Here is a 25318-nt window from a genome sequence, read left to right on the forward strand (position 1 = left end):
AAAAGAGCCTCCTATCGGAATCGAACCAATGACCTACTGATTACAAGTCAGTTGCTCTACCAGCTGAGCTAAGGAGGCTTTAATCGGGCTGCAATGATAGAAAAAATTCTTCATTTTTAAAAATTGAAAATTATTTTTCTGTGCTGTCAGATATTTCCACGTTGACAGCTAATCCTGAATATTTGTTAAACCCATCAAAATACTATCAAGCCGGAATGGAACAGTCAGCTGGATTCATCGGCCATAAAGGCCATAACCTGTAGTTCTTCACCACAAACTGTAGATAAACTCCACAACTTAAAAAATTTGGCACACAAACAATTAACTGATTATCAATTACTTAATTAAAATATTCCATTTGGCATCATTATGAAACATTAGCAAGTATTGTTACACAAATTAAATTTTAAAATATATACTATGAAAAAGTTCGTTTTAGCAGCTACAGTACTGGCATTAGCAGGATTCTCAACAGTAAAAGCAAGTGAATTAAAAGATTTTAAAACTACTGCAATTGTTGCAGTTCAAGATAGCGCAGTAAAAACTCCTGTTAAACTGGAAGAATTGCCTGAGCCGGTAACCACCGCATTAAAATCTGATGCTTACAAGGGATGGACCGCTACTGAAGCCTGGTCGGTGAAAGAAGGTACCAAAGAGTATTATTTAATCAATGTGAAAAAAGAAGCAGAAACTGGTTCTGTTAAAATCGACAAAGACGGTAAACCCGTTCAATAAATAAAAAAATTAGCGCTCTACAATTAACAAGTATTTAACGTAACTGAGGTTACAAAACATATTTAAAACACAATATCATGAAAAAGATCATTTTAGCCGCTACTTTAGCATTCGCAGGATTCACAGCAGTACAAGCAAGTGAAGTAAATACAATCAAAAACGCTGCAATTGTTGCAGTTCAGGATAGTGCAGTAAAAACTCCGGTTAAACTGGAAGAATTGCCTGAGCCGGTAACCACCGCATTAAAATCTGATGCTTATAAAGGATGGACCGCTACTGAAGCCTGGTCGGTGAAAGAAGGTACCAAAGAGTATTATTTAATCAATGTGAAAAAAGAAGCAGAAACTGGTTCTGTTAAAATCGACAAAGACGGCAAACCCGTTCAATAAATAAAAAAAGTTAGCGCTCTACAATTAACAAGTATTTAACGTAACTGAGGTTACAAAACATATTTAAAACACAATATCATGAAAAAGATCATTTTAGCCGCTACTTTAGCATTCGCAGGATTCACAGCAGTACAAGCAAGTGAAGTAAATACAATCAAAAACGCTGCAATTGTTGCAGTTCAGGATAGTGCAGTAAAAACTCCGGTTAAACTGGAAGAATTGCCTGAGCCGGTAACCACCGCATTAAAATCTGATGCTTATAAAGGATGGACCGCTACTGAAGCCTGGTCGGTGAAAGAGGGTACTAAAGAGTACTATTTAATCAACGTAAAAAAAGAAGCAGAAACTGGTTCTGTTAAAATTGATAAAGACGGCAAACCCGTACAATAACCCAAATAATTACATCTACCTATAATAAGAAAGCCAGATTATGTCTGGCTTTTCTTATTTTTGTTGTATGGCGAGAATCCTGATTTTAGAAGACGATACTACCTTTGCTCAAATACTTGATGGTTTTTTAACCAAAAACGGTCATGAGGTTACCCTTGTAACCCAAGTAAAGCAATCACTTAAGCAAGTTGAAACCAATACGTTCGATTTACTTTTAATCGATTACCGCCTGCCGGACGGAACCGGATTTGAGGTGCTTACCCACCTTCGTGATTTGGGACTTTCTATTCCATTAATCATCATGACCAGTTTTAACGATGTTCGTACAGCAGTCAAATCTATTCAATTGGGTGCCTTTGATTACATTACCAAACCTGTTAATCCAGATGAGCTGTTAATGGTGATTAAAAATTCTTTAACCAAGAAGGACTTAAAAAGCATTGAACCGAAAGGGGTAAACAGCGATTTTATAAAGGGCAAAAGTGCAATTGCCGATAAACTGTATGAGCATATCAATTTAGTAGCACCTACCGACATGTCGGTAATTATACAGGGCGAAAGCGGGACAGGGAAAGAATTCGCCGCCAGAACCCTTCACCAGCAGAGTAAACGTGCCGGTCAACCTTTCGTTGCTATAGATTGCGGTGCGTTATCTAAAGATTTAGCTGCCAGCGAATTATTCGGGCATGTTAAAGGTGCATTTACCGGGGCATTAAATGATAAAAAAGGCCAATTTGAGGCTGCCAATGGTGGAACTTTGTTTTTAGATGAAGTGGGCAACCTGAGTTATGAGGTACAGATCAAGTTGCTAAGGGCTTTACAGGAAAGGGTGATCCAGCCTTTGGGCAGCACCAAACAGATTCCTGTTAATGTCCGTATCATCACCGCTACCAATGATGATTTGGCCAATAGCATACAACAGGGGGAATTCAGAGAAGATTTATATCATCGTTTAAATGAATTTAAAATCCAGCTTCCTCCGTTACGGGAAAGAGGTGGAGATTTAGAGTTGTTTATTAACCACTTTATAACTTTATCTAACCGGGATTTGGGCCGTAATGTTAAAAGTGTTTCCCCCGAAGCAAAAGCATTATTGTTGAGTTACGATTGGCCAGGAAACCTCCGCGAGCTTAGCAATGTGATAAAACGAATGGTGTTATTGACACAGGGTGACGTTGCTCAGATTAACGCTTTACCTGATGAAATGATGATTTCTGTCCACCAGCAATCGGCCCCTGGCAATTCTTCTGATTTAAAAGCTGTTAATGAACAGAACGAAAAATCGTTGATTACGGAAACGCTCATCAAAGTGAGGTATAACAAATCAAAAGCTGCAAAGATCTTAAATATCGACCGCAAAACGTTGTATGCCAAAATGGAACGCTACGGGATAGAATAATTATTCGACATTGGCATAGCCGGTTTTTCTATAAAGGCAACTAAGCTATCCAATGCACTAAGCTGTAACAGCACCTCAGATTTAATATATTCTGTTAATCCCTTTTCGGCTATCTCTACTTCCAGGTTTCTAAAGGCATTGGCCAACGTCTTTGAACCCATCTGCCCAGTGCGCCCTGCCAGCCGGTGAACCAATAACCTACTCTCGTCCTGATTGTTTTCATCCAGATGTTTTTTAAGTTCGGCTGCATCATCAATGGAATCCTGTTTAAAACGGGTAAGGATTTTTTCAAATAGCTCCTGATCGCCAAAAGTCATTTTTTCGATCGAAGAAAAATCAAATTCAGGCTGGTTTGTCAATATTTCTATTTTATCAAAAATAGATAGGATATCAATCTCCCTAAACGGCTTCATAATTAATCCATCAAAACCCTCACTCAAAACCATTTCGCGCTCTTCCGGCAAAACCTGTGCGGTGATGGCATAGAATTTAGTATCCTGAGGCAGCTTCTTTTTTAATAAGTGGCAAAGTTCGAAACCTGTCATTTCGGGCATACGCATATCAATCAAAACATACTTTAAATCAGGATCGGGTTCGGTATGAAGAATATCGGCCACCTGGGTAAAGCTCCTGTAAGGAATTTTATTTTTTTGAAAAATCATTCCGCATAAATCCAGAATAAGTTTATCATCATCAATTACCCAAACGGTGCCCGGGTTTACCAGGGCATAATGCGTGAAGTCTAGCGCATCGTTTACACGTTCAGTCGTATTTTCATATTTGATGTAAATATTAAATGTGGTGCCCATGCCAGGTTTACTTTTTACATAAATTCTTCCTCCCTGCGCTTCAATTAAAGATTTAACAATAGGGAGGCCCAAACCTGTACCGGTAGGATTAATCACATATTTCTCCGGAGATTCTATCTGCTCAAATTCATTAAAGATCTTCGGCATATCTTTTTCTTCAAAACCAATTCCCGTATCCGCTACCGTGAAATGAAAGTGCAGATCCTCTCCTTGCTTTTTGTAAGATACTACAAGCTTAATTTCACCTTTCAGCGTAAATTTTACCGCATTCCCCAATAAATTAAATAAAATCTGTTTTAGCCTAAAAACATCGCCTTTTACAAATTCCAGACCGGCAAGGTCAAATGCTGTATTTAACTGGAGTAACTTCTGCTCTGCCAATGGACGCATTACGGAAACCACCTCGTCCAAAGCTTTTCTGATATTAAATACCTGGTTATTGAAGCTAAATTCTCCTGAAGTGATCCGGTTGTAATCCAATACTTCGTTTACAATCTGAAGGAGGTGGATAGAGGATTGATAAATGGCATCCACATCTTTTTTATTGGGAACATCCTGCTGGGTAATCAGTTCGGCATAACCTAAAATAGACTGTAAAGGTGTTCTGATCTCATGGCTCATGTTTGACAGGAACCGCTGTTTTGCTTTACCATGGTATTCGGCCTCATCTTTAGCCAGTTCCAATTCTCTTCTATATCTGTTGCTCTTTGTAATATCTGCCATAATCAAATACAGCAAAATAACCGTTAACAGAAAGAAGATAATGATTATGGTTGTGATCTGGGTAATCCCATCATTAACCACTTCTTTTGCCTGGATGCCGTTTAAATCTACCTGGGCTACAGCTTGTCCTTCAACTTCTCTTAAAATCTGTAGTATTTTGGCCGTTAAAGCATTGCTTGCACTCGATAAATCAGCTTCCCGTTTTAAAAATTTCTGGCTTTTCTGACGTTGTTCCTGCTCGATATTCTTTAACGAGCCCGTCATGCTTTTCATAATACTATCCTCAGCCTTTGCATTTAAGGTATCACGCTTAACTTTAAATTCTTCGTTGATAATTTTATAAACATCAGCTTTTTTCTTGCCAAAAAGTTTACTCAAGAATCCCCTTGATTTTTGTTCCTCTTCAGGTGCAACTGTAGTGGTTGATGTGGTCGTTTCGGTGGTTAATACCGCACTATCTGCTTGCCTGCTCCGTGTAGCCACCAATTCATTCAATTTACGAACCTCTTCAGAAAAAGATTTGGTATTCACCAATTTCTCCCTCACCTTAAGGTAGTTTACAAATTGTTTATCACGTTCTGACAGTAAACTTTTAATGGATTTTATCCTTGCCAACTGTGCAGAATCACCACGGTACAATTTACGCAAGGTATCTAAACTTGACCTTAACCTACGCGATTCTTTAAGAAAACTGTAGGAACCTTGCTTATTAAAAGCTTCATCACGCTGCAATTGATCTAATCTCGCTATCTTATGTGAGAGATCGTTTACGATCCTGAGGCGATCGTTAGGGGCAGAGATTTCTTCAACGGTATCCAGCATGCGCGTAAAGGCAAACTTACTGATACCCCATGCCAAAAGCAGCGCAAAACAGGCGAACAAAAAACCTATGATCACTTTGCTTTTGATTGCCCGGAAGAATCTTTTCTGAATAACAGCCGCCATTGATTTAGATTGTATAGGTTATCCATTATGATAACGGTTTAACCTTAAGAATTGATATGCATTTATCTTTTACAAATAACGTACCACAAGAAAAATTGATTAAAAAACTTTAATTTTAGTCGCCTCAAAAAACAAACCATGAACCGTATCGACCGCCTTTTCGGAATGTTAACCCTGCTTCAATCCAGAAAATATATTACTGCGGAAAAAATTGCGGAAAGGTTTGAGATAAGTATACGCACCGTTTATCGTGATATTAAAGCATTAGGCGAACAGGGAATACCGGTAAGTTTTGAGCAGCATAAAGGATATTATCTGGTACAGGGTTATTTTCTGCCTCCTGTTTCTTTTAACATGGACGAAGCAAATGCCTTGCTACTGGTGGAGAGTTTAGTAAATGGATTTGCAGATCATTCTATCCGAACACATTATGCTACGGCTTTGACAAAAGTAAAGGCGGTATTAAAAACCAGCCAGAAGGAAAAACTCGAAACCCTCAATCAACATATTAAACTACAGATTCCGGAAAGATTAAATTTTAATTTCGAATACCTCTCGGTTATTCAGCACGCGATTGCTGAAAAACACCTGGTTGAACTGAATTATAAGAACAATAAGGAAGAAGTAAGCAAACGGGAAGTTGAGCCGATCGGACTGATTTTCTACGCGTTTAGCTGGCATTTAATCGCCTGGTGCCACTATCGGAATGAATACCGCGATTTTAACCTTACGAGGATCATCTGTCTTAAAAACCTGGGCATTCCGTTCAGAAAAACACCGCATATGCCATTGAGCGATTACATGCATCTGCTACCCGTAAATTACTAAAAATATTTTTTCTACGCTGCCATAGGGCTGTCAGTGGGCATCATTTTCTTTGTGTAAACAAACATCAAAAATCATGAGCATCGCTGATTTATTACTTATGGAATTGCACACGGCAGAAAAAACAAACCGGAAAAATATGGAAATTATTAATTTATTATTGAAAGAATTAGAGGATGAACTTAACATCACGAAAAAATTCCTGGCTATTGTACCAGTAGAAAAATTTGATTGGGCACCCCATGAAAAAAGTATGAAAATGAAATCTCTTGTTGTTCATATTGCCGATTTACCAAGTTGGATTTCACTAGCCTTAACAACTAAGGGGCTGGATTTTGAAACTGCACCTTATACTGAGCCTCTGGCAGAAAATATAGATGACTTGCTTAAAATCCTGGAAAAAAATTATGAGCAGGGAAAAACTGAATTGGAGAAAGCAACAGAAACAGATTTAAATGACCGTTGGGTTTTAAGGATGGGGAAACAGGTTTTGGCCGATTATTCTAAATATGAAACGATCCGCCACACCATTAGCCAAATCATTCACCACAGGGCGCAATTAGGCGTTTATTTAAGATTACTTAATATCCCGATCCCGGGTAGTTATGGCCCGAGTGCCGATGATCCAAATTTTTAAATCTGATCATTCAGAACAGGTTATTGAAACTTGTTACGTTTGATAATCTGTTCGCTTAGAAAGCCTCGTTCATTCTTTTATTGCCGGTATGGAATAGAGAATGAATAACATAATTTATTTCCGTAAAATTGCAGTATGAACAATAATACTGCAACCCGTTTAAATAAATTTATTAGTGAAAGTGGATTGTGTTCACGCCGAGAAGCGGACCGCTATATTGAAAAGGGAACAGTTTTCATCAACGGAAAAAGGGCTAAAATTGGCGATCAGGTTTTCGCCGGTGATAAAGTAATGGTAAACGGCCATCATATCGAACCAAAAGAAGAAAGTAATTTCATCCTTCTCGCCTTTAACAAGCCTGTTGGGATTACCAGTACCACAGAAGGCAGTGTACGTGATAATATTGTTGATTATGTTAATTACAGTGAAAGAATATTTCCGATTGGCCGGTTGGACAAAGATTCATCTGGCCTGATCTTCCTTACAAACAATGGCGATATCGTTAACAAAATTTTAAGGGCTGGGAATAAACACGAAAAAGAATACGTAGTAACGGTAAACAAACCGATTACTGAAGATTTTATTTTCGAAATGAGTAACGGTGTTCCGATTTTAGGGGTGAACACCCGTAAATGTAAGGTAAGGCAGATCAGTACCTTTGTTTTCAATATTATCCTAATCCAGGGTTTGAATAGGCAAATTAGAAGGATGTGTGAGCATTTTGGTTACGAAGTAAATAAACTGGAGCGTATACGCATCATGAATATCAGCCTTAAAGGTATTCCAACGGGAGAATTTAGGGAACTTACCGATGAAGAGATGCAGGCCATTACGAAAAGTGTAGAAAATTCGTCTTCAGAAGCTAAAACAAAAAGCACTGCCAGGAAAAAAACAAATACCTGGGAGGAAATCCCGGAACTGAGAGAAGAACAGCCCAAAAAAGCGTTTAAACCTAAACCCTCTGCGCGAAAATCTACTGGCAAAAAAACAGCTGGTCATCCAGGCACAAAACCTACTGGCAAAGGTAACAGCGGCAACAGAAACTCGAGACCAGCAAAAGGTAAAACTGCAAGTAAGCCAGGCACAAGAGGCAGAGGAAGATAGCTAAAAAATTGTAAAATTTGACCTGATTTATCTAGCGTATACCTTACGCCTTTAACCTTCTACCTTTTTTAAGTACCTTTGCAACAAATGGTAACAGTTAAAAAAATCGATATCCGTGCATTAGATCTGCCACAATTGCAACAACACCTTACTGCAATGCAACAGCCTGCTTTCAGAGCCAGGCAGATTTACCAGTGGCTTTGGGAGAAATCGGTTACAAGTTTCGAGCAAATGAGTAATCTTTCTAAAGATCTCCGTAAAGTATTGGACGAAAATTTTGCCATAAATGCGGTGCAGGTTAACAACTCTCAGTTTAGTAACGACCATACCATTAAAAATACTTTCAGGTTAGCAGATGGTAATATTGTTGAAGGGGTACTAATACCGTTAGAAGATCGTATGACTGCCTGTGTAAGTTCACAGGTGGGCTGTAGTTTAACCTGTAAGTTTTGCGCCACTGGTTATATGGACCGCAAGCGTAATTTAAATGCTGATGAAATTTATGATCAGGTAGTATTGATTGATAAACAGGCAAAGCAGAATTATAACAATCCCCTCACCAATATCGTGTATATGGGAATGGGGGAACCGCTTCTAAATTATGCCAATGTATTAAAGTCTATCGAACGAATTACTGCGCCCGATGGCCTGAATATGAGCTACAAGCGTATTACCGTTTCTACTGCCGGTATTGCCAAAATGATTAAAAAACTGGGCGATGACGGGGCGAAATTTAACTTGGCACTATCTTTACACGCTGCTGATGACAAGAAGCGTAATGAAATTATGCCGATTAACGAGGCCAATTCGTTAAAGGCATTGGCAGAGGCCTTAAAATACTATTTTGCCAAAACCAAAAATCCGGTGACTTACGAATACATCGTTTTTAATCATTTTAATGATGAAATTTCTGATGCCATGGATTTGGCTAAATTTTGTAAACATATCCCCTGTAAAGTAAACCTGATTGAATATAACCCTATTTCTTTCGCCGATTTCACTAATGCAGAAGGAGATAAGATTGATGCCTTTTCTAATTATTTAAAAAGCCAGGGGATCAATACCAATATCCGCCGTAGCCGCGGTAAAGATATTGATGCCGCTTGTGGGCAATTGGCAGTTAAAGAAGAAGCGAACGCTTAAGCCATCTGTTACAACATTGTTAATACATTTTTCTTGTTATTTAAGAGCGCAGGTTTCTGTGCATTTGGGCCGGCTCCGGTCCTGCTGTACGCTGTATCCTTTTGGGAAATTTTATCTGTTGAACAATTTTTTCTTTGCCCAAAAGGGATGCCGCTCCCATCAGGGCTATCGTGAAGCGAGGTAAGATGGACGATGGAAAAGGGAGGGTGGAACTGATCTGTACCATCTGCGGGGCAATACTTTGAGTTTTTACTTCGTATGGTTAAAAGAGGATCTGCTTTTCCCGGAGCGCAGGTTGCTGTGCGTTTAGCTCGGCTCCGGTCCTGCTGTACGCTGTATCCTTTTGGGAAATTTTATCTGTTGAACAATTTTTTCTTTGCCCAAAAGGGATGCCGCTCCCATCAGGGCTATTGTGAAGCGAGGTAAGATGGACGGTGGAAAAGGGAGGATGGAACTGATCTGCGCCATCTGCGGGGCAATACTTTGAGTTTTTACTTCCTATGGTTAAAAGAGCATCTGCTTTTCCCGGAGCGCAGTTTCCTGTGCATTTAGTCCGGGTCCTGTCCTGCTGTACGCTGTATCCTTTTGGGAAACCTTATCTGTTGAACAATCTTTTCTTTGCCCAAAAGGGATGCCGCTCCCATCAGGGCTATCGTGATGAGAGGTAAGATGGAAAAGGGAGGATGGAACCAATCTGCAGAGATCAGCATTATGTGCGGGCTCAAAGCTTTCTCTGCCAGAGGGAAAAAGCGCTATAAACGAAGAAAGCCCTCCAACATTGCTGCTGAAGGGCTTCTCTTTAAGATCTGGCACCGACCTACTCTCCCACGTGTTACCGCAGTACCATCGGCTCTGGTGGGCTTAACTTCTCTGTTCGGAATGGGAAGAGGTGGACACCACCGATATAGGCACCTGAATATTTTTATTTAAGTCGAAAGGTGAAAGCCTAAGGACTAAAGCTGTCTATAATCCGCTTTGGTCTTTGCTCTTTTAGCTTTGCGCTTAAATGACATATTATTGAAAGAAGTTAGTTGGAAGAACAAACAACAGTCTGTCTTGCTTTGAAAGCTTCGGATGATTAGTACTACTCGACTGTGCTGTCGCCAGCTTTACATCTGTAGCCTATCAACGTAGTAGTCTGCTACGGTCCTATATGGAATTCTCATCTCGTGGCTAGTTTCGCACTTAGATGCTTTCAGCGCTTATCTATTCCCAGCGTAGCTACTCTGCAATGCCCCTGGCGGAACAACAGATTCACTAGAGGCTGGTCCAACCCGGTCCTCTCGTACTAAGGTCAGCCCCACTCAAAATTCCTACGCCCACAACAGATAGGGACCGAACTGTCTCGCGACGTTCTGAACCCAGCTCGCGTGCCACTTTAATCGGCGAACAGCCGAACCCTTGGGACCTTCTCCAGCCCCAGGATGTGACGAGCCGACATCGAGGTGCCAAACCTCCCCGTCGATATGAGCTCTTGGGGGAGATCAGCCTGTTATCCCCAGCGTACCTTTTATCCTTTGAGCGATGGCCCTTCCATGCAGAACCACCGGATCACTATATCCGTCTTTCGACCCTGATCGACCTGTATGTCTCACAGTCAAGCAAGCTTATGCTATTGCACTCCGCGTACGGTTACCAAGCGTACTGAGCTTACCTTTGAAAGCCTCCGTTACCTTTTTGGAGGCGACCACCCCAGTCAAACTACCCATCAAACAATGTCTCCCAAATGATGGGATTAGACACCGAATACAGAAAGGGTGGTATTTCAACGTTGGCTCCACGATGCCTGGCGACACCGCTTCATAGCCTCCCACCTATCCTACACATCCTGTACCCAATGTCAATGTTAAATTGTAGTGAAGGTGCATGGGGTCTTTCCGTCCCGTTGCGGGTACCCGGCGTCTTCACCGGGACCACAATTTCACCGAGCTCATGGCTGAGACAGCGCCCAGATCGTTACACCATTCGTGCAGGTCGGAACTTACCCGACAAGGAATTTCGCTACCTTAGGACCGTTATAGTTACGGCCGCCGTTTACTGGGGCTTCGATTCAATGCTTCTCTTGCGATGACATCCCCTCTTAACCTTCCAGCACCGGGCAGGTGTCAGGCCTTATACCTCATCTTTCGATTTTGCAAAGCCATGTGTTTTTGTTAAACAGTCGCCTGGGCCTTTTCACTGCGGCTGACATTGCTGCCAGCGCCCCTTCTCCCGAAGTTACAGGGCCATTTTGCCGAGTTCCTTAGCCATGATTCACTCGAGCACCTTAGAATCCTCTTCCCGGATACCTGTGTCGGTTTGCGGTACGGGTTTTTATAACCTGAAGCTTAGCGGTTTTTCTTGGAAGTCTGATTACCTGCACTATCCAGTCCCCCGAAGGTTCCCGGTACTATCAGCTCTCAGCATCAATCACGGATTTGCCTGTGTTTGATATACCTACAGCCTTTAACGATCTATTCCGTCAGATCGCGGCAGTGTCACTACTCCGTCCCCACATCGCAGTTATAAAAAGTACTGGAATATTAACCAGTTGTCCATCGAATTTCCCCTTCGGGTTCTCCTTAGGTCCCGACTGACCCTGATCCGATTAGCGTTGATCAGGAAACCTTATCCTTTCGGTGGGCGGGTTTCTCGCCCGCCTTATCGTTACTTATGCCTACATTTGCTTTTCCAATCGCTCCAGCACCCATTACCAGATACCTTCACCGCAATTGGAATGCTCCCCTACCGATATATTTCAATCCCATAGCTTCGGTGTACAGTTTAATGCCCGTTTATTATCCATGCCCGATCGCTCGACTAGTGAGCTGTTACGCACTCTTTAAATGAATGGCTGCTTCCAAGCCAACATCCTAGCTGTCTGTGCAATCGGACCTCGTTAGTTCAACTTAACTGTAACTTGGGGACCTTAGCTGATGGTCTGGGTTCTTTCCCTCTCGGCGCGTGACCTTAGCACCCCGCGCCTCACTGCCGGTTATATTATATAGCATTCGGAGTTTGTCTGGATTTGGTAGGATTTGACTCCCCCGCACCCAATCAGTAGCTCTACCTCTATATAACTAAACACCGACGCTGTTCCTAAAAACATTTCGGGGAGTACGAGCTATTTCCCAGTTTGATTAGCCTTTCACCCCTACCCACAGATCATCCGGAAACTTTTCAACGTTTATCGGTTCGGTCCTCCAGTACGTGTTACCGCACCTTCAACCTGTCCATGGGTAGATCACAAGGTTTCGCGTCTACCTCCTCTGACTATACGCCCTGTTCAGACTCGCTTTCGCTTCGGATCCGTGCCTGAAGCACTTAACCTTGCCAGAGAAGAGTAACTCGTAGGCTCATTATGCAAAAGGCACGCCGTCACGCCACCTGGACGCTCCGACCGCTTGTAAGTACACGGTTTCAGGTTCTATTTCACTCCCCTGTTCGGGGTTCTTTTCACCTTTCCCTCACGGTACTGGTTCACTATCGGTCTCTCAGGAGTATTTAGCCTTACCGGATGGTGCCGGCTGATTCCCACAAGGCGTCTCCGACCTCGCGGTACTCAGGATACTGCTAGGCTAGCATTCTATACGTGTACTGGGCTATCACCATGTATCGCCGGGCTTCCCATCCCGTTCCACTTCTGTTTGCTAATGCCACGTTGCAGTCCTACAACCCCCACTTTGCCGTAACAAGGTAGGTTTGGGCTCTTTCCCTTTCGCTCGCCACTACTCAGGAAATCATTGTTATTTTCTCTTCCTCTGCTTACTTAGATGTTTCAGTTCGGCAGGTTTGCTCATTATATGTGACATGTCTTCAACATGCCGGGTTGCCCCATTCGGAAATCTCCGGATCTAGTTCCTATTTGCAGATCCCCGGAGCTTATCGCAGCTTATCACGTCCTTCATCGCCTCTGAGAGCCAAGGCATCCCCCGTGTACTCTTTCTTACTTTCTTCTACTCGTGCGCCTTTTGCGCCGCACGGTATGCTTTTTTTTGCTCTTGTTATGATGTCTCATTCCCGACGTAAAGTCGGGAGAGCACAAACACAACAGTCGCCTATTGTTGTTTGCTCTTCTTTTTTAACTTCTTCCAATATGTCAAAGAACTTTACTGAGGCTGAAGGCCGAAGGTATAAAGGCGGAGGGTTTCATTCTCCCCAACCTAAGCTTCGTTTCAGCTTCGTTAGTAAAAAACTGCGGTCTCGAACCGTTTCATACCTTTTTTGATATGTGCCCCGTGGCGTTTCTTCTTTTTCTTAATCTTTATGTCAATGTAGATTACCGATCCAGGTAAAATCTGTATTATCCTGTTTTTTGAAAGCTTTCTGCTTTGGTCCTTAAGCTTTATGCTTATAGTGGAGAATAACGGAGTCGAACCGTTGACCTCCTGCGTGCAAGGCAGGCGCTCTAGCCAGCTGAGCTAATCCCCCAGAGTATCAGTTTTGAGTTCGGAGTTTTCAGTTTGGAGTATCCATCACTCCAGGCTCTTTTCTCCCAACTCCCAACTTCAATGGTAGTCCCGTCCAGATTTGAACTGGAGACCCCTACATTATCAGTGTAGTGCTCTAACCAGGCTGAGCTACGGGACTGTATTTTCAAGGCAGGCTTTAATTAGTCGCAGTACATAGTATCTTACCGCTACTGCTTCCCTTTTTTGGCTTACCCTTTTCGTCTCCGTTGCGCTATACCTCTATAGTATGCCCACCGTTGTCTTCTGGGTGTTTCTTTTTTCTCTTGTCTTTTTTTGTATAAAGTACCAGGTATTCAGTATCAAGACCTTAAGCCTTTTACCTCTTTACCCTCTACCTTATTCGAAATATCATGTTGCGTGGCGGGTAGGCGGTGCTACTCCAGAAAGGAGGTATTCCAGCCGCACCTTCCGGTACGGCTACCTTGTTACGACTTAGCCCCAGTTACCGGTTTTACCCTAGGACGCTCCTTGCGGTTACATACTTTAGGTACCCCCAGCTTCCATGGCTTGACGGGCGGTGTGTACAAGGCCCGGGAACGTATTCACCGCGTCATTGCTGATACGCGATTACTAGCGAATCCAACTTCATGGGGTCGAGTTGCAGACCCCAATCCGAACTGTGAACGGCTTTATGAGATTCGCATACTGTTGCCAGCTAGCTGCCCTCTGTACCGTCCATTGTAGCACGTGTGTAGCCCCGGACGTAAGGGCCATGATGACTTGACGTCGTCCCCTCCTTCCTCTCTGTTTGCACAGGCAGTCTGTTTAGAGTCCCCACCATTACATGCTGGCAACTAAACATAGGGGTTGCGCTCGTTGCGGGACTTAACCCAACACCTCACGGCACGAGCTGACGACAGCCATGCAGCACCTAGTTTCGTGTGATTGCTCACTGATCCATCTCTGGATCATTCACTAACTTTCAAGCCCGGGTAAGGTTCCTCGCGTATCATCGAATTAAACCACATGCTCCTCCGCTTGTGCGGGCCCCCGTCAATTCCTTTGAGTTTCACCCTTGCGGGCGTACTCCCCAGGTGGAACACTTAACGCTTTCGCTTAGCCGCTGACCGTGTATCGCCAACAGCGAGTGTTCATCGTTTAGGGCGTGGACTACCAGGGTATCTAATCCTGTTTGATCCCCACGCTTTCGTGCCTCAGCGTCAATAAGACCATAGTAAGCTGCCTTCGCAATCGGTGTTCTGAGACATATCTATGCATTTCACCGCTACTTGTCTCATTCCGCCTACCTCTAGTCCATTCAAGCCCATCAGTATCAAGGGCACTGCGATAGTTGAGCTACCGTCTTTCACCCCTGACTTAACAGGCCGCCTACGCACCCTTTAAACCCAATAAATCCGGATAACGCTTGGATCCTCCGTATTACCGCGGCTGCTGGCACGGAGTTAGCCGATCCTTATTCTTCCGGTACATTCAGCTATTTACTCGTAAATAGGTTTATTCCCGGATAAAAGCAGTTTACAACCCATAGGGCAGTCTTCCTGCACGCGGCATGGCTGGTTCAGAGTTGCCTCCATTGACCAATATTCCTTACTGCTGCCTCCCGTAGGAGTCTGGTCCGTGTCTCAGTACCAGTGTGGGGGGCCATCCTCTCAGATCCCCTAGTCATCGTCGCCTTGGTGGGCCGTTACCCCGCCAACTAGCTAATGACACGCATGCCCATCTCCATCCCATAAATGTTTGATCATTGGATAATGCCATCCTGTGATTTTATGCGGTATTAATCCGGATTTCTCCGGGCTATCCCCCTGATGAAGGTAGGTTGCATACGCGTTACGCACCCGTGCGCCACTTTCTCTCCCAGCAAGCTGGAAAATATCGTTCGACTTGCATGTATTAGGCCTGCCGCTAGCGTTCATCCTGAGCCAGGATCAAACTCTCCATTGTAAAATGTGTTGTTCAATTCTGACCAGTTTTTAACCATGTTAAAAATGGTCTTCTTTTTTTATGTTGTCTGTTAGACACCACCTCTAAAATAAAGCAGAATAATCATGTACTTTGATCAGTACTCCATTAACCCCGCTACGCTACATTGACATCTCTTTTAAGAACTTATCGACTGTTGTTGCCTCTCGGCCCGTCTTTATATATTGTGATTCGCTTTTTGGTTGGGGTCGTTTTCCTTCCCTTGTTTTCAAGCTCATTTCAATCTTTTTTTCTCTCTTCCCGGCATCCGCCGTTCCGGTCTTTTTTCCCCTTCGTTTCCGTTGGGAGTGCAAAGGTAAGCATCTTTTTTAAACTTCCAAATAAAATAATTTTTATTTTTTCGTTTTCTTTTTCCGCTATTTCTTTATTTCAATATGCCGATGTTACTCAGCTTTCCCTCCTTCCGGACAGGGCTGCAAAGGTAGCAATCTTTTCCGCTTCCGCAATATTTATTTTAAAATAAATCCTGCCATCCTTTCACCAAAACCCCTTCCTCCGAAGCGGGATGCAAAAGTAGAAAAAATATCTGCAACGGCAAAGGATATCCAGGGAATATTTATTGGCTTTGCGTAAGTAGATGGTTTTCAGCGGGAAAAATTTTAAGTCGAAACAAAACAATTATGCGTTTTTAGTGTTTTGGACTGCCCTAAACAGCTACAGTATCTGATGACGTCCGCTTGCTGATCTGTCGAAAAGATCCTTCGACTACGCTCAGGATGACCGACAGGCTGGATAAACCCGCTAAACTTCCGAAGTTCCTCTACGCTAAATCCTTTGAAACTCCGGAAGACTACCGCCACCTAAACCCGATAGCAGCGGAAAACCCGGAAGCGAGGAACGAGCTGAGGATTTGGAGCGGATAGCGGGAACATACCTATATAGCAGCACTGAACTTGCTTTGTTGAAAAAAGATAAATAAAACATATGTGCAAAGTATTCCTACGATACATCATATCTTCATAAAAATTGCATAAATTAGTTATATGCTACAGGTTAAACAATGGTGCAGTGATTTAATTGGTTTGCTATTTCCAAACCTCTGCAATGCCTGTGGTGTAAAGCTATACCGAAGCGAGCATTTGATCTGCACGAAATGCCGGTATGACCTGCCTTTTACCGATTACCACCAACATACAGAAAACAGAGTAGCCAAACAATTATGGGGCAGGGTACCACTACATGCTGCAATGGCCATGTTGTATTTTAGAAAAGGGGCAAAGGTTCAGAACCTGGTCCACAACCTGAAATACAATGGCAGAACCGATGTTGGCGTACTGCTGGGCAATATGCTGGGAGAACGGTTAAAAACCGTTAATCATTACCAAGATATTGATCTGGTTATACCGGTCCCGTTACATCGCAGAAAATATAAAACCAGAGGATATAATCAAAGTACTTTTATTGCAGAAGGAATTGCAGCACAGATGGGGATTGATATCAGCGAAAAGCACCTGATCCGGAGTACCTCCACCGAAAGCCAAACTAAAAAGAGCAGGTATAACCGTTATGAAAACATGAAGGATGTTTTCCAGGTATCTACTCCTGAAGATATCATCGGCAAACATCTTTTGCTGGTTGATGATGTAATTACCACCGGCGCAACTTTGGAGGCCTGCGCAAATGAACTGCTAAACAGCGGGGCGGCAAAAGTAAGTATCGCCGCACTGGCCTTCGCGGAATAACCTGGTTATATCCGGGCATAGTTGCAAGTACCCTGACATTTTTCTAAGTTTGATTTATGCGTTTCAATACTGGTTTAGTGCTACTCATCCTATTCATCGCTTCGGCTTGCCGGAAGGGTGAACACATTACCACAGATGCAGCAGCAAAACTGACCATTGCCGATACGGAATTGCGTTTCGATACCATTTTCACATCAATTGGTTCTGTAACTAAACGGCTGACCATTGTAAATAATAATAAGGACGCGGTAAAAGTTTCAGAGATTACACTGTCCGGAAGGGGCGGTTCTGCCTTCAACATTAATATTAACGGAGCAAATATCTTTAACCAAAACGACCTGGTTATAAACGGAAAGGATTCTATTAATATTTTTGTTAAGGTTACCATTAACCCCAATATGGAGAATCTGCCATTTTTAGTACAGGACTCTATTATATTAAATACCAATGGGAATAGACAGGTTGTCAATCTTATAGCTTATGGACAGAATGCAGTATTTATTAACGACCAAACTATTGCTTCCAGTACCACCTGGACAAAATCACTTCCCTATGTTATCGATGGCGCTTTAACGGTAAAAAATGGATCATCGCTAATCATCCAACCCGGCGCCAGAGTCTATTTTCATAAAGACGCCAGCTTAAACATAGAAGGAAATTTGGTAGCTAATGGAACGGTTACCGACCCGGTATTGTTTTGTAGCGACAGATTGGAAAAGCTATACACTGAAGAGCCGGGGCAATGGAAAGGAATCTTCTTAAAACGAACCGGATACGGAATGATTAAAAACGCAATCATTAAAAATGCATCAGTTGGCATCACCTCCGATTCTTTATCGGTTAACAACAGCCCCAAATTAATTTTGAGCAATAGCATCATCAAAAATATGCAGGTAGCAGCCTATATGGGTTATCACTCAGAGCTGTTTGCCTTTAATAATCTGATGTATAATTGTGGCAATTACCTTATACATACTGTTGGCGGAGGGAATTATGACCTTAAACAAAACACCTTTGCCGGTTACAACCTAAACTTTCCGCGTAAAACTGCCGCGCTAAGCTTTTCAGATTATCTATCAGCAAATGCTTATAATAAACTTCAAATCAATTTAACCAACAATATCATTTGGGGGACTTTAACCAATGAACTGGATATCCAAAAGAAAACTTCTGCAGCGCTGCAGCTCAATTTATCACATAATCTGATCCGATCTACCAATAATGCTTATAATATTAATGGTAACATTTTGAACATTGACCCATCCTTTATCAATCAGGAAAATAAAAATTTTGAACTTACAGCGAATAGTCTGGCCAGAAAGAAAGGTACCGATTTAAGTGCCGATCTTTATTTTAATGCTTATCTAAATAAAGATATACTGGAAAACAAAAGATTTTATCCCTCAACCTTAGGTAGTTACGAGAAATAATAAACTTTTTTATCTTTTCTCAAAACCAAACCGCATGAAGCTGCGTTTATATATCCGAGAGCGTTAATTTAGATGGTAAGGGTCGATTTCTTCTGAAGAATATCGGCCCTTTACTTTTTGGTTTTTACAGTCGGTCTTATTTTTTTAGAAAGTGAACATTAGTGCAAGTGGCGGCTACCTGCCCCGCTTTTCCTCCTGCCGTTTTAATGTGTCGATACGAAAAACTTGTAGCTAAAAACGGCATCCGTTCAATCGGGCTTAGTGAACAAAGGCAGTAATTAAATACTCCCGATCATCAAAAAAGCAGCTACACATTCGTGCAACTGCTTTCTCTGTTTATTTTGTTGTAAATTATTCTACGGTAACTGATTTGGCCAGATTTCTCGGTTGGTCTACGTTACAGCCACGCATTACCGCAATATGATACGATAACAACTGAAGGGGTATAGTTGCCAGGAGTGGTAAGAAAGCTTCATTGGCATCAGGAATTTCGATACAATAATCGGCCATTTTTTTCACCTCGGTATCGCCCTGGGTCACAATGGCAATTACCTTTCCTTTTCTTGCTTTTACCTCCTGTATGTTACTGATTACTTTTTCATAGGATGAATTTTGGGTAGCAATAAACACTACTGGCATTTCTTCATCAATTAGGGCAATAGGACCATGTTTCATTTCCGCAGCCGGATAACCTTCTGCATGGATGTAGGAAATTTCCTTCAGTTTTAATGCACCTTCCAGGGCTACAGGGAAACCGCTTCCTCTACCTAAAAACAAACAGTTGGTAGAAGCTTTAATTTTTTCAGAAACTTCTTTAATCAGATCGTTTGATTCCAAAGCAATCTCTATTTTCTCAGGTATATGATCCAGTTCGGTTAAAAGCTCTATTAATTTCGAAGTGGTGATGGTTCCTTTTTGTTGCGCCATGTAAAAGGCCATCAAAGTTAAAACGGTTACCTGTGCGGTAAATGCCTTTGTAGAAGCTACCCCGATTTCCGGACCGGCGTGGGTATAAACACCCGCATGCGTTAAACGAGGAATAGAAGCACCCGCAACGTTACAGATTCCGAAAATAGTTGCACCACGTTCTTTAGCCATCTCGATAGCCGCCATGGTATCAGCTGTTTCTCCCGACTGTGAAATGGCAATCACCACATCTTTTTCGGTAATAATCGGATTTCTATACCTGAATTCTGACGCATATTCAACTTCAACAGGAATGCGGGCATATTCTTCAATCAGGTATTCGCCAACCAAACCGGCATGCCACGATGTGCCGCAGGCCACAATGATGATACGATCGATATTTTTTAATTTCTCTGCAAATTCTTTGATCCCACCAAGCTGCACCTTACCCTCTTCAGGATAAATCCGGCCACGCATACAATCTTTAATCGAACGCGGTTGTTCGTAAATTTCTTTGAGCATAAAGTGATCGAAACCACCTTTCTCCAGCATTTCTAACTTTAACTGCAGCTCCTGGATTAATGGCGTTTGCACAACATTATCCAATCTTTTAACCAAAAGATCATCTTTGGTAATCAGTGCAATTTCATTATCGTTGAGATAGATTACATTTTTGGTATATTCTATAATCGGAGTAGCATCTGAAGCAATAAAGTACTCTCCCTGCCCCACGCCAATTACCATCGGACTGCCCTTTCTGGCCGCAATTAACCGATCGGGATGATCCTGATCCATAATCACGATGGCATAGGCACCGATTACTTCCTTCAAAGCCAAACGAACGGCTTCCAAAAGATCTATATTTTCAATTTTTTGGATTTCTTCAACCAGATGAATCAAGACCTCTGTATCGGTATCACTTTTAAATTCATGCCCACGGCTAATCAACTCTTCTTTTAGCGTGGCATAATTTTCGATGATTCCGTTATGGATAATGGAAAGTTTACCATTATTGGAGGTATGTGGGTGGGAGTTACGGTCAGAAGGAACTCCATGTGTAGCCCAACGGGTGTGGCCCATGGCAATCGTACCAGACTTATCCTGATCTTGAGCAAACTCTTCTAAAACGGCTACCTTTCCCGCTTTTTTATAAATATGCTTCCCGCTTTCATTCATTACTGCGATACCAGCACTATCATAACCACGGTATTCTAATCTTTTAAGTCCTTTAAGTACAATTGGCCAGGCTTCTCTATAGCCTATGTAGCCCACTATTCCACACATAATTTATATCTAATTAATTTGGGATAAATATATAAAACAAACGTTTGTTTTGCTGTATTAGGGAACAAAGAACTTTGTTAAATGAAAAAGCAGTTACCAATTTATGTAACTGCTTTTAATATGTTGATTACTAAATCGAATTAGTTAAATTCTATTTATAAAGCGGGAATGCACTTACCAAATTAATCACTTCGTTTTTCACTGCATTCAGGTTCGTTTCATCTTCCGGATTGGTTAAAACCCTATCAATTAACTCAACAATCTGTTCCATTTCGGCTTCTTTTAAACCGCGGGTGGTAACAGCTGCTGTACCTACCCGGATACCAGAAGTTACAAATGGTGATTTATCATCAAAAGGAACCATGTTTTTGTTTACTGTGATTTCAGCTTTTTCCAAAGCATTTTCGGCTACTTTACCGGTGATGTTTTTATTACGCAGGTCGATTAACATCAGGTGGTTATCGGTACCGCCAGAAATAATACCATATCCTTTTGCTACAAATGCTTTAGCCATGGCCTGTGCATTAGCCGCTACCTGTTTAATGTATGTTCCATACTCCTCACTTAACGCTTCGCCAAAAGCAATTGCTTTAGCTGCGATAATGTGTTCCAAAGGACCACCTTGCGTACCAGGAAAAACAGCCATATCTAATAAGTTGCTCATCATACGGATTTCGCCCTTCGGGGTTTTCAATCCCCACGGATTTTCAAAATCATGTCCCATCATAATCATACCGCCACGTGGTCCGCGTAAAGTTTTGTGGGTAGTAGTGGTTACAATATGGCAATGTGGAAGCGGATTGGCCAATAATCCTTTCGCGATTAAACCTGCCGGGTGAGAAATATCAGCTAAAACCAAAGCACCAATTTTATCAGCTACCGAACGGATAAAAGCATAATCCCACTCACGTGAATAGGCAGATGCACCACAGATAATCAATTTTGGTTTTTCTGCTAAAGCAACTTCCTCTAATTTTTTATAATCAATCCGTCCGGTTTCTTTCTCTACGCCATAGAATAAAGGCTGATATAATTTACCTGAAAAGTTAACAGGAGAACCATGGGTTAAGTGTCCACCATGAGAAAGGTCAAATCCTAATATTTTATCGCCTGGTTGCAGAATAGCGAGCATTACCGCCGCATTGGCCTGTGCGCCAGAGTGCGGCTGCACATTTACCCACGCTGCTCCAAATAATTCCTTAGCCCTATCGATCGCAATCTGCTCTACCACATCAACCACCTGGCAACCTCCATAGTAACGTTTTCCCGGTAAGCCTTCGGCGTATTTGTTGGTCAATACCGATCCGGCAGCTTCCATCACTTGTTTGCTTACAAAGTTTTCTGATGCAATAAGCTCTAAACCATGTTCTTGGCGGTTTAACTCTTTATCGATAAGTTCAAAAATTTGGTTGTCGCGTGTCATTGTCTATTTTAGGTTTGTATTTTTTTGCAAAAGTAAGGATTTCAAATTTAATTCGGGCCTGTTTAAGACAATGCTTTCACATTAAAGTTGTTAAAGCCGCTCCCAATGGTTATCTCTACGATTTGTTGCTGCAACATTTCTAAAATGGCCAGAAAATTATAAACGAAATGAACTTTATTTTCAGAATTTTTAAGCACCAGGGCAAAATCGATCTGTTTATTGATATCGAGCAAATTGGCAATAAAGTGTTTTTGCTGTTCAATGGTGTAGGGATATTGTACAACCGTATGTTTAACTTCTTCACTGCGCAGTTCATATTTCTGCATCGTGCGATGATAAACAGTTAAAAGTTTATACAAGTCCAGAGATAAAAGTTCATCCTGATGGGTAGAAGATTCCGCAGCAAGTGTGAGGTCAAATGCAATATTACCTCGATGGTTTTGCTTCAATCGCTCCTCTTCATAAACCTTCATTTCTTCGGCGGCAGATTTAAACTGTTTATAGGCAATCAGCCTGGCAATAAGGTCCTGCTCCGAGCTGATTTCGTTGCTGGTTTCATCCAGCTCAATCCTTGGCAACAACATTTTAGATTTAATCCGCATCAGGGTGGCCGCAACCAGGATAAATTCACTGGCAACTTCTACATTTAAAGCCAGGAGCTGGTGGATATAGGCCAAAAAGTCGTTGGTAATTTTCGAGATCTCCACATCCTGTATATTCAGTTCATCCCGCTCAATAAAAAACAGCAATAGGTCGAAAGGACCTTCAAATACGGGAAGTTTTATTTCAAAATTCTCTGCCTGCATGTGTAGCAACAAACATAATCAAAAAATTTAGTACATCAACCGCTAAACCCTTACGGCTCACCGCTAAACGACCGCCACTCATCCCGCTACAATAATGCACTATTTTTCTCTTCTATATTAAAACAAATTTCCCTTACTTTGTATCTTGTTTTTTACCACAAATTTCGAATGCAAGTAAAAGCTGGCCCCCTATTATCTAAAATCAACTATCCTGCTGACCTAAAGCAATATAGCGAATCTGACTTAGAACAAATAAGCCAGGAATTACGACAATATATTATTGATGTAGTAAGCGTAAATGGCGGCCATTTTGGTGCCAGCTTAGGTGTTGTTGAACTCACAGTAGCCTTACACTATGCCTTAAATACACCCTACGATAAGTTGGTTTGGGATGTAGGGCATCAGGCATATGGACATAAAATATTAACCGGTCGGCGGGATTTATTTCACACCAATCGTGTATATGGTGGCATCAGCGGTTTCCCAAAGATTTCAGAAAGTGAATATGATACCTTTGGTGTGGGCCATTCATCTACATCTATTTCGGCGGCTTTAGGTATGGCTGTGGCTTCGCAATTAAAAGGTGAAACCAACAGGCAGCATGTTGCCGTAATCGGCGATGGTGCCATGACAGCTGGTTTGGCTTTTGAAGGCTTAAACCATGCCGGCATTGAAAATAGCAATGTATTGGTGATTCTGAATGATAACTGCATGTCTATCGACCCTAATGTGGGTGCACTGAAAGAATATTTAACCAGCATCACCATTTCGAAATCGTACAACCGTTTCCGCGATGATATCTCTCATGTGCTCACCGGGCTATCTAAACTCGGCCCCAATGCACATAAGTACGTGAAGAAAATAGAGAAGAGCATTAAAGGTACTTTACTTAAACAAAGTAATTTATTTGAAGCTTTAAATTTCAGGTATTTCGGCCCGGTTGATGGACACGATGTAAAACGCCTGGCGCAGGTAATCAAAGATCTTTCTGCCATTCCGGGCCCGAAACTCTTACACTGTGTTACCGTTAAGGGTAAAGGTTTTGCTTTGGCAGAAAAAGACCAAACCAAATGGCATGCACCTGGTCTTTTTGATAAGATTACGGGCGAAATCAAAAAAAGTATTCCGGATAAACCTCAACCACCAAAATACCAGGATGTTTTCGGGCATACCATGGTTGAACTGGCAGAGGCCAACGATAAAATAGTCGGTATTACACCAGCAATGCCTTCCGGATCATCATTAAACATTATGATGAAAGCGATGCCAAAACGGGCATTTGATGTGGGTATTGCAGAACAACATGCGGTAACGTTCTCTGCCGGCCTGGCCACACAGGGATTGGTTCCATTTTGTAATATCTATTCCAGCTTTATGCAAAGGGCTTACGATCAGGTGATCCACGATGTTGCCATCCAGAAACTCAATGTGGTATTTTGTTTAGATAGGGCAGGACTTGCCGGAGCTGATGGGGCTACCCACCATGGCGCATATGATATTGCTTATATGCGCTGTATCCCAAATTTAATCGTTTCTTCGCCCATGAACGAAGAAGAACTTCGAAACTTAATGTTTACCGGACAGCAGGAAAATATGGGTCCATTTGTTATCCGTTATCCGCGTGGTAATGGAGTAATGCCCGATTGGAAGCGGCCTTTTAAAGCATTGGAAATTGGTAAAGGGCGTAAAATCTGTGATGGCGAGGATGTAGCCTTGCTAACCATTGGCCATGTGGGGAATTTTGCGGTTGAAGCCTGTATAGAATTAAATAGCGAAGGTTTCTACCCGGCGCATTACGACTTACGTTTTGTAAAACCGTTAGATGAAACTTTATTACATGAAGTTTTTGCTAAATATAAACATGTGATTACGGTTGAGGACGGTTCCCTGCCGGGAGGAGTAGGATCTGCAGTATTGGAGTTTATGGCTGATCATGGGTACAAGTCCAATGTAATCCGCCTGGGTATACCAGATCAGTTCATCGAACATGGCGAACAGGCAGAGTTATGGGCAGAATGCGGTTATGATAAAAATGCAATTATTGAAGCTGTAAGAAAGGTTGCAGTGAAAAGTACAACTAATAGTATGGCCGGGTAGAGGCCTGTCGTAATTGTTGTTATTCTGATGCATTCATTAAGATAAATCGTCATTTCGACCGCACAGTGGAGAGATCTTTTAACCTGGTACAAAGATCTCTCCACTACGCGTTGCTCCGGTCGAGATGACGCTGATTTTTGATAACGTTAAATGGTAGCACAGCGAAGAATCTTCAAAAAAAAAAGATCCTTCCTAT

15 protein-coding genes, 3 tRNA genes and 3 rRNA genes are annotated in these 25318 nt (G+C 42.1%); 11 read left to right on the forward strand and 10 right to left on the reverse strand.

All coding sequences use genetic code 11. The features are described from left to right. Positions 1-5: 5 nt before the first annotated feature. Positions 6-78: transfer RNA gene (locus tag ACK1I8_RS16745), tRNA-Thr, on the reverse strand. A 342-nt stretch (positions 79-420) separates the two neighbouring features. Between ACK1I8_RS16745 and ACK1I8_RS16750 the strand changes: the two genes are divergently transcribed. The 4 genes from ACK1I8_RS16750 (at position 421) to ACK1I8_RS16765 (ending at position 2913) form a co-directional block, all read left to right on the forward strand. Next, positions 421-735: a hypothetical protein gene (locus tag ACK1I8_RS16750; protein WP_412466443.1), complete on the forward strand. Its 315-nt coding sequence runs from the start codon at positions 421-423 to the stop codon at positions 733-735. Between the two features lie 77 nt (positions 736-812). After that, entirely contained in the window at positions 813-1124 is a 312-nt protein-coding gene (locus tag ACK1I8_RS16755) for a hypothetical protein (RefSeq protein ID WP_090982910.1), read from the forward strand. A 78-nt stretch (positions 1125-1202) separates the two neighbouring features. Continuing rightward, on the forward strand, positions 1203-1514 hold the full coding sequence (locus ACK1I8_RS16760; RefSeq protein WP_090982910.1) for a hypothetical protein: 312 nt from the start codon (positions 1203-1205) through the stop codon (positions 1512-1514). Between the two features lie 67 nt (positions 1515-1581). Then, positions 1582-2913: a sigma-54-dependent transcriptional regulator gene (locus ACK1I8_RS16765; protein ID WP_412466444.1), complete on the forward strand. Its 1332-nt coding sequence runs from the start codon at positions 1582-1584 to the stop codon at positions 2911-2913. On the opposite strand, the gene ACK1I8_RS16770 is transcribed toward ACK1I8_RS16765, so the two are convergent. Then, positions 2898-5390 (reverse strand): ATP-binding protein, encoded by a 2493-nt coding sequence (locus tag ACK1I8_RS16770; protein WP_412466445.1) that lies wholly within the window; start codon positions 5388-5390, stop codon positions 2898-2900. The two genes, ACK1I8_RS16765 and ACK1I8_RS16770, sit on opposite strands and share 16 nt — an antisense overlap. A 138-nt stretch (positions 5391-5528) precedes the next feature. On the opposite strand from ACK1I8_RS16770, the gene ACK1I8_RS16775 reads away from it, so the two are divergent. The 4 genes from ACK1I8_RS16775 (at position 5529) to rlmN (ending at position 9099) form a co-directional block, all read left to right on the forward strand. Further along, positions 5529-6218, forward strand: a complete 690-nt coding sequence (locus tag ACK1I8_RS16775) for a helix-turn-helix transcriptional regulator (RefSeq protein ID WP_412466446.1) — start codon at positions 5529-5531, stop codon at positions 6216-6218. A gap of 136 nt (positions 6219-6354) precedes the next feature. Continuing rightward, entirely contained in the window at positions 6355-6852 is a 498-nt protein-coding gene (locus ACK1I8_RS16780; RefSeq protein WP_412466447.1) for a DinB family protein, read from the forward strand. 135 nt (positions 6853-6987) lie between these two features. After that, a complete protein-coding gene (gene rluF, locus ACK1I8_RS16785; RefSeq protein WP_412466448.1) occupies positions 6988-7956 on the forward strand; it encodes a 23S rRNA pseudouridine(2604) synthase RluF in 969 nt (322 codons plus the stop codon). Positions 7957-8043: 87 nt separating this feature from the next. Beyond that, a complete protein-coding gene (gene rlmN, locus ACK1I8_RS16790) occupies positions 8044-9099 on the forward strand; it encodes a 23S rRNA (adenine(2503)-C(2))-methyltransferase RlmN (RefSeq protein ID WP_412466449.1) in 1056 nt (351 codons plus the stop codon). Between the two features lie 804 nt (positions 9100-9903). On the opposite strand, the gene rrf is transcribed toward rlmN, so the two are convergent. The 5 genes from rrf to ACK1I8_RS16815 form a co-directional block, all read right to left on the reverse strand. Continuing rightward, positions 9904-10015, reverse strand: a 5S ribosomal RNA gene (gene rrf, locus ACK1I8_RS16795). A gap of 143 nt (positions 10016-10158) precedes the next feature. Further along, positions 10159-13034, reverse strand: a 23S ribosomal RNA gene (locus ACK1I8_RS16800). Between the two features lie 401 nt (positions 13035-13435). Then, positions 13436-13509 (reverse strand) — tRNA-Ala (locus ACK1I8_RS16805). An 81-nt stretch (positions 13510-13590) separates the two neighbouring features. Next, positions 13591-13668 (reverse strand) — tRNA-Ile (locus tag ACK1I8_RS16810). A gap of 265 nt (positions 13669-13933) precedes the next feature. After that, positions 13934-15455 (reverse strand): 16S ribosomal RNA (locus tag ACK1I8_RS16815). Together the 16S, 23S and 5S rRNA genes with 2 tRNA genes alongside form the textbook arrangement of a ribosomal RNA operon. 1022 nt (positions 15456-16477) lie before the next feature. Here ACK1I8_RS16815 and ACK1I8_RS16820 point away from each other — a divergent pair. Both ACK1I8_RS16820 and ACK1I8_RS16825 read left to right on the forward strand, forming a co-directional pair. Further along, on the forward strand, positions 16478-17176 hold the full coding sequence (locus ACK1I8_RS16820) for a ComF family protein (RefSeq protein ID WP_412466450.1): 699 nt from the start codon (positions 16478-16480) through the stop codon (positions 17174-17176). Between the two features lie 56 nt (positions 17177-17232). Next, positions 17233-18606, forward strand: coding sequence for a hypothetical protein (locus tag ACK1I8_RS16825; RefSeq protein ID WP_412466451.1), 1374 nt, complete (start codon positions 17233-17235; stop codon positions 18604-18606). Between the two features lie 351 nt (positions 18607-18957). On the opposite strand, the gene glmS is transcribed toward ACK1I8_RS16825, so the two are convergent. The 3 genes from glmS to ACK1I8_RS16840 form a co-directional block, all read right to left on the reverse strand. Then, positions 18958-20796 carry a glutamine--fructose-6-phosphate transaminase (isomerizing) gene (glmS, locus tag ACK1I8_RS16830; protein WP_412466452.1) on the reverse strand — a complete coding sequence of 613 codons (1839 nt, stop codon included), beginning with the start codon at positions 20794-20796 and terminating at the stop codon, positions 18958-18960. A 151-nt stretch (positions 20797-20947) separates the two neighbouring features. Beyond that, a complete protein-coding gene (glyA, locus tag ACK1I8_RS16835; RefSeq protein WP_412466453.1) occupies positions 20948-22219 on the reverse strand; it encodes a serine hydroxymethyltransferase in 1272 nt (423 codons plus the stop codon). 62 nt (positions 22220-22281) lie between these two features. Then, positions 22282-23025, reverse strand: a complete 744-nt coding sequence (locus ACK1I8_RS16840) for a segregation and condensation protein A (protein WP_412466454.1) — start codon at positions 23023-23025, stop codon at positions 22282-22284. Between the two features lie 168 nt (positions 23026-23193). Here ACK1I8_RS16840 and dxs point away from each other — a divergent pair, with 168 nt between their 5' ends. Next, entirely contained in the window at positions 23194-25122 is a 1929-nt protein-coding gene (gene dxs / locus ACK1I8_RS16845; RefSeq protein ID WP_412466455.1) for a 1-deoxy-D-xylulose-5-phosphate synthase, read from the forward strand. Positions 25123-25318: the final 196 nt, after the last annotated feature.

This window comes from Pedobacter sp. KLB.chiD (genome assembly GCF_047040275.1).
In the GTDB taxonomy this organism is placed as follows: Bacteria; Bacteroidota; Bacteroidia; order Sphingobacteriales; family Sphingobacteriaceae; genus Pedobacter.

Excerpts from the sequence above, each read along its gene's own strand:
- ACK1I8_RS16750 (WP_412466443.1), top strand. The coding sequence starts at position 421 with ATGAAAAAGTTCGTTTTAGCAGCTACAGTACTGGCATTAGCAGGATTC.
- ACK1I8_RS16755 (WP_090982910.1), top strand. The coding sequence starts at position 813 with ATGAAAAAGATCATTTTAGCCGCTACTTTAGCATTCGCAGGATTCACA.
- ACK1I8_RS16760 (WP_090982910.1), top strand. The coding sequence starts at position 1,203 with ATGAAAAAGATCATTTTAGCCGCTACTTTAGCATTCGCAGGATTCACA.
- ACK1I8_RS16765 (WP_412466444.1), top strand. The coding sequence starts at position 1,582 with ATGGCGAGAATCCTGATTTTAGAAGACGATACTACCTTTGCTCAAATA.
- ACK1I8_RS16770 (WP_412466445.1), bottom strand. The coding sequence starts at position 5,390 with ATGGCGGCTGTTATTCAGAAAAGATTCTTCCGGGCAATCAAAAGCAAA.
- ACK1I8_RS16775 (WP_412466446.1), top strand. The coding sequence starts at position 5,529 with ATGAACCGTATCGACCGCCTTTTCGGAATGTTAACCCTGCTTCAATCC.
- ACK1I8_RS16780 (WP_412466447.1), top strand. The coding sequence starts at position 6,355 with ATGGAAATTATTAATTTATTATTGAAAGAATTAGAGGATGAACTTAAC.
- rluF (WP_412466448.1), top strand. The coding sequence starts at position 6,988 with ATGAACAATAATACTGCAACCCGTTTAAATAAATTTATTAGTGAAAGT.
- rlmN (WP_412466449.1), top strand. The coding sequence starts at position 8,044 with ATGGTAACAGTTAAAAAAATCGATATCCGTGCATTAGATCTGCCACAA.
- ACK1I8_RS16820 (WP_412466450.1), top strand. The coding sequence starts at position 16,478 with ATGCTACAGGTTAAACAATGGTGCAGTGATTTAATTGGTTTGCTATTT.
- ACK1I8_RS16825 (WP_412466451.1), top strand. The coding sequence starts at position 17,233 with ATGCGTTTCAATACTGGTTTAGTGCTACTCATCCTATTCATCGCTTCG.
- glmS (WP_412466452.1), bottom strand. The coding sequence starts at position 20,796 with ATGTGTGGAATAGTGGGCTACATAGGCTATAGAGAAGCCTGGCCAATT.
- glyA (WP_412466453.1), bottom strand. The coding sequence starts at position 22,219 with ATGACACGCGACAACCAAATTTTTGAACTTATCGATAAAGAGTTAAAC.
- ACK1I8_RS16840 (WP_412466454.1), bottom strand. The coding sequence starts at position 23,025 with ATGCAGGCAGAGAATTTTGAAATAAAACTTCCCGTATTTGAAGGTCCT.
- dxs (WP_412466455.1), top strand. The coding sequence starts at position 23,194 with ATGCAAGTAAAAGCTGGCCCCCTATTATCTAAAATCAACTATCCTGCT.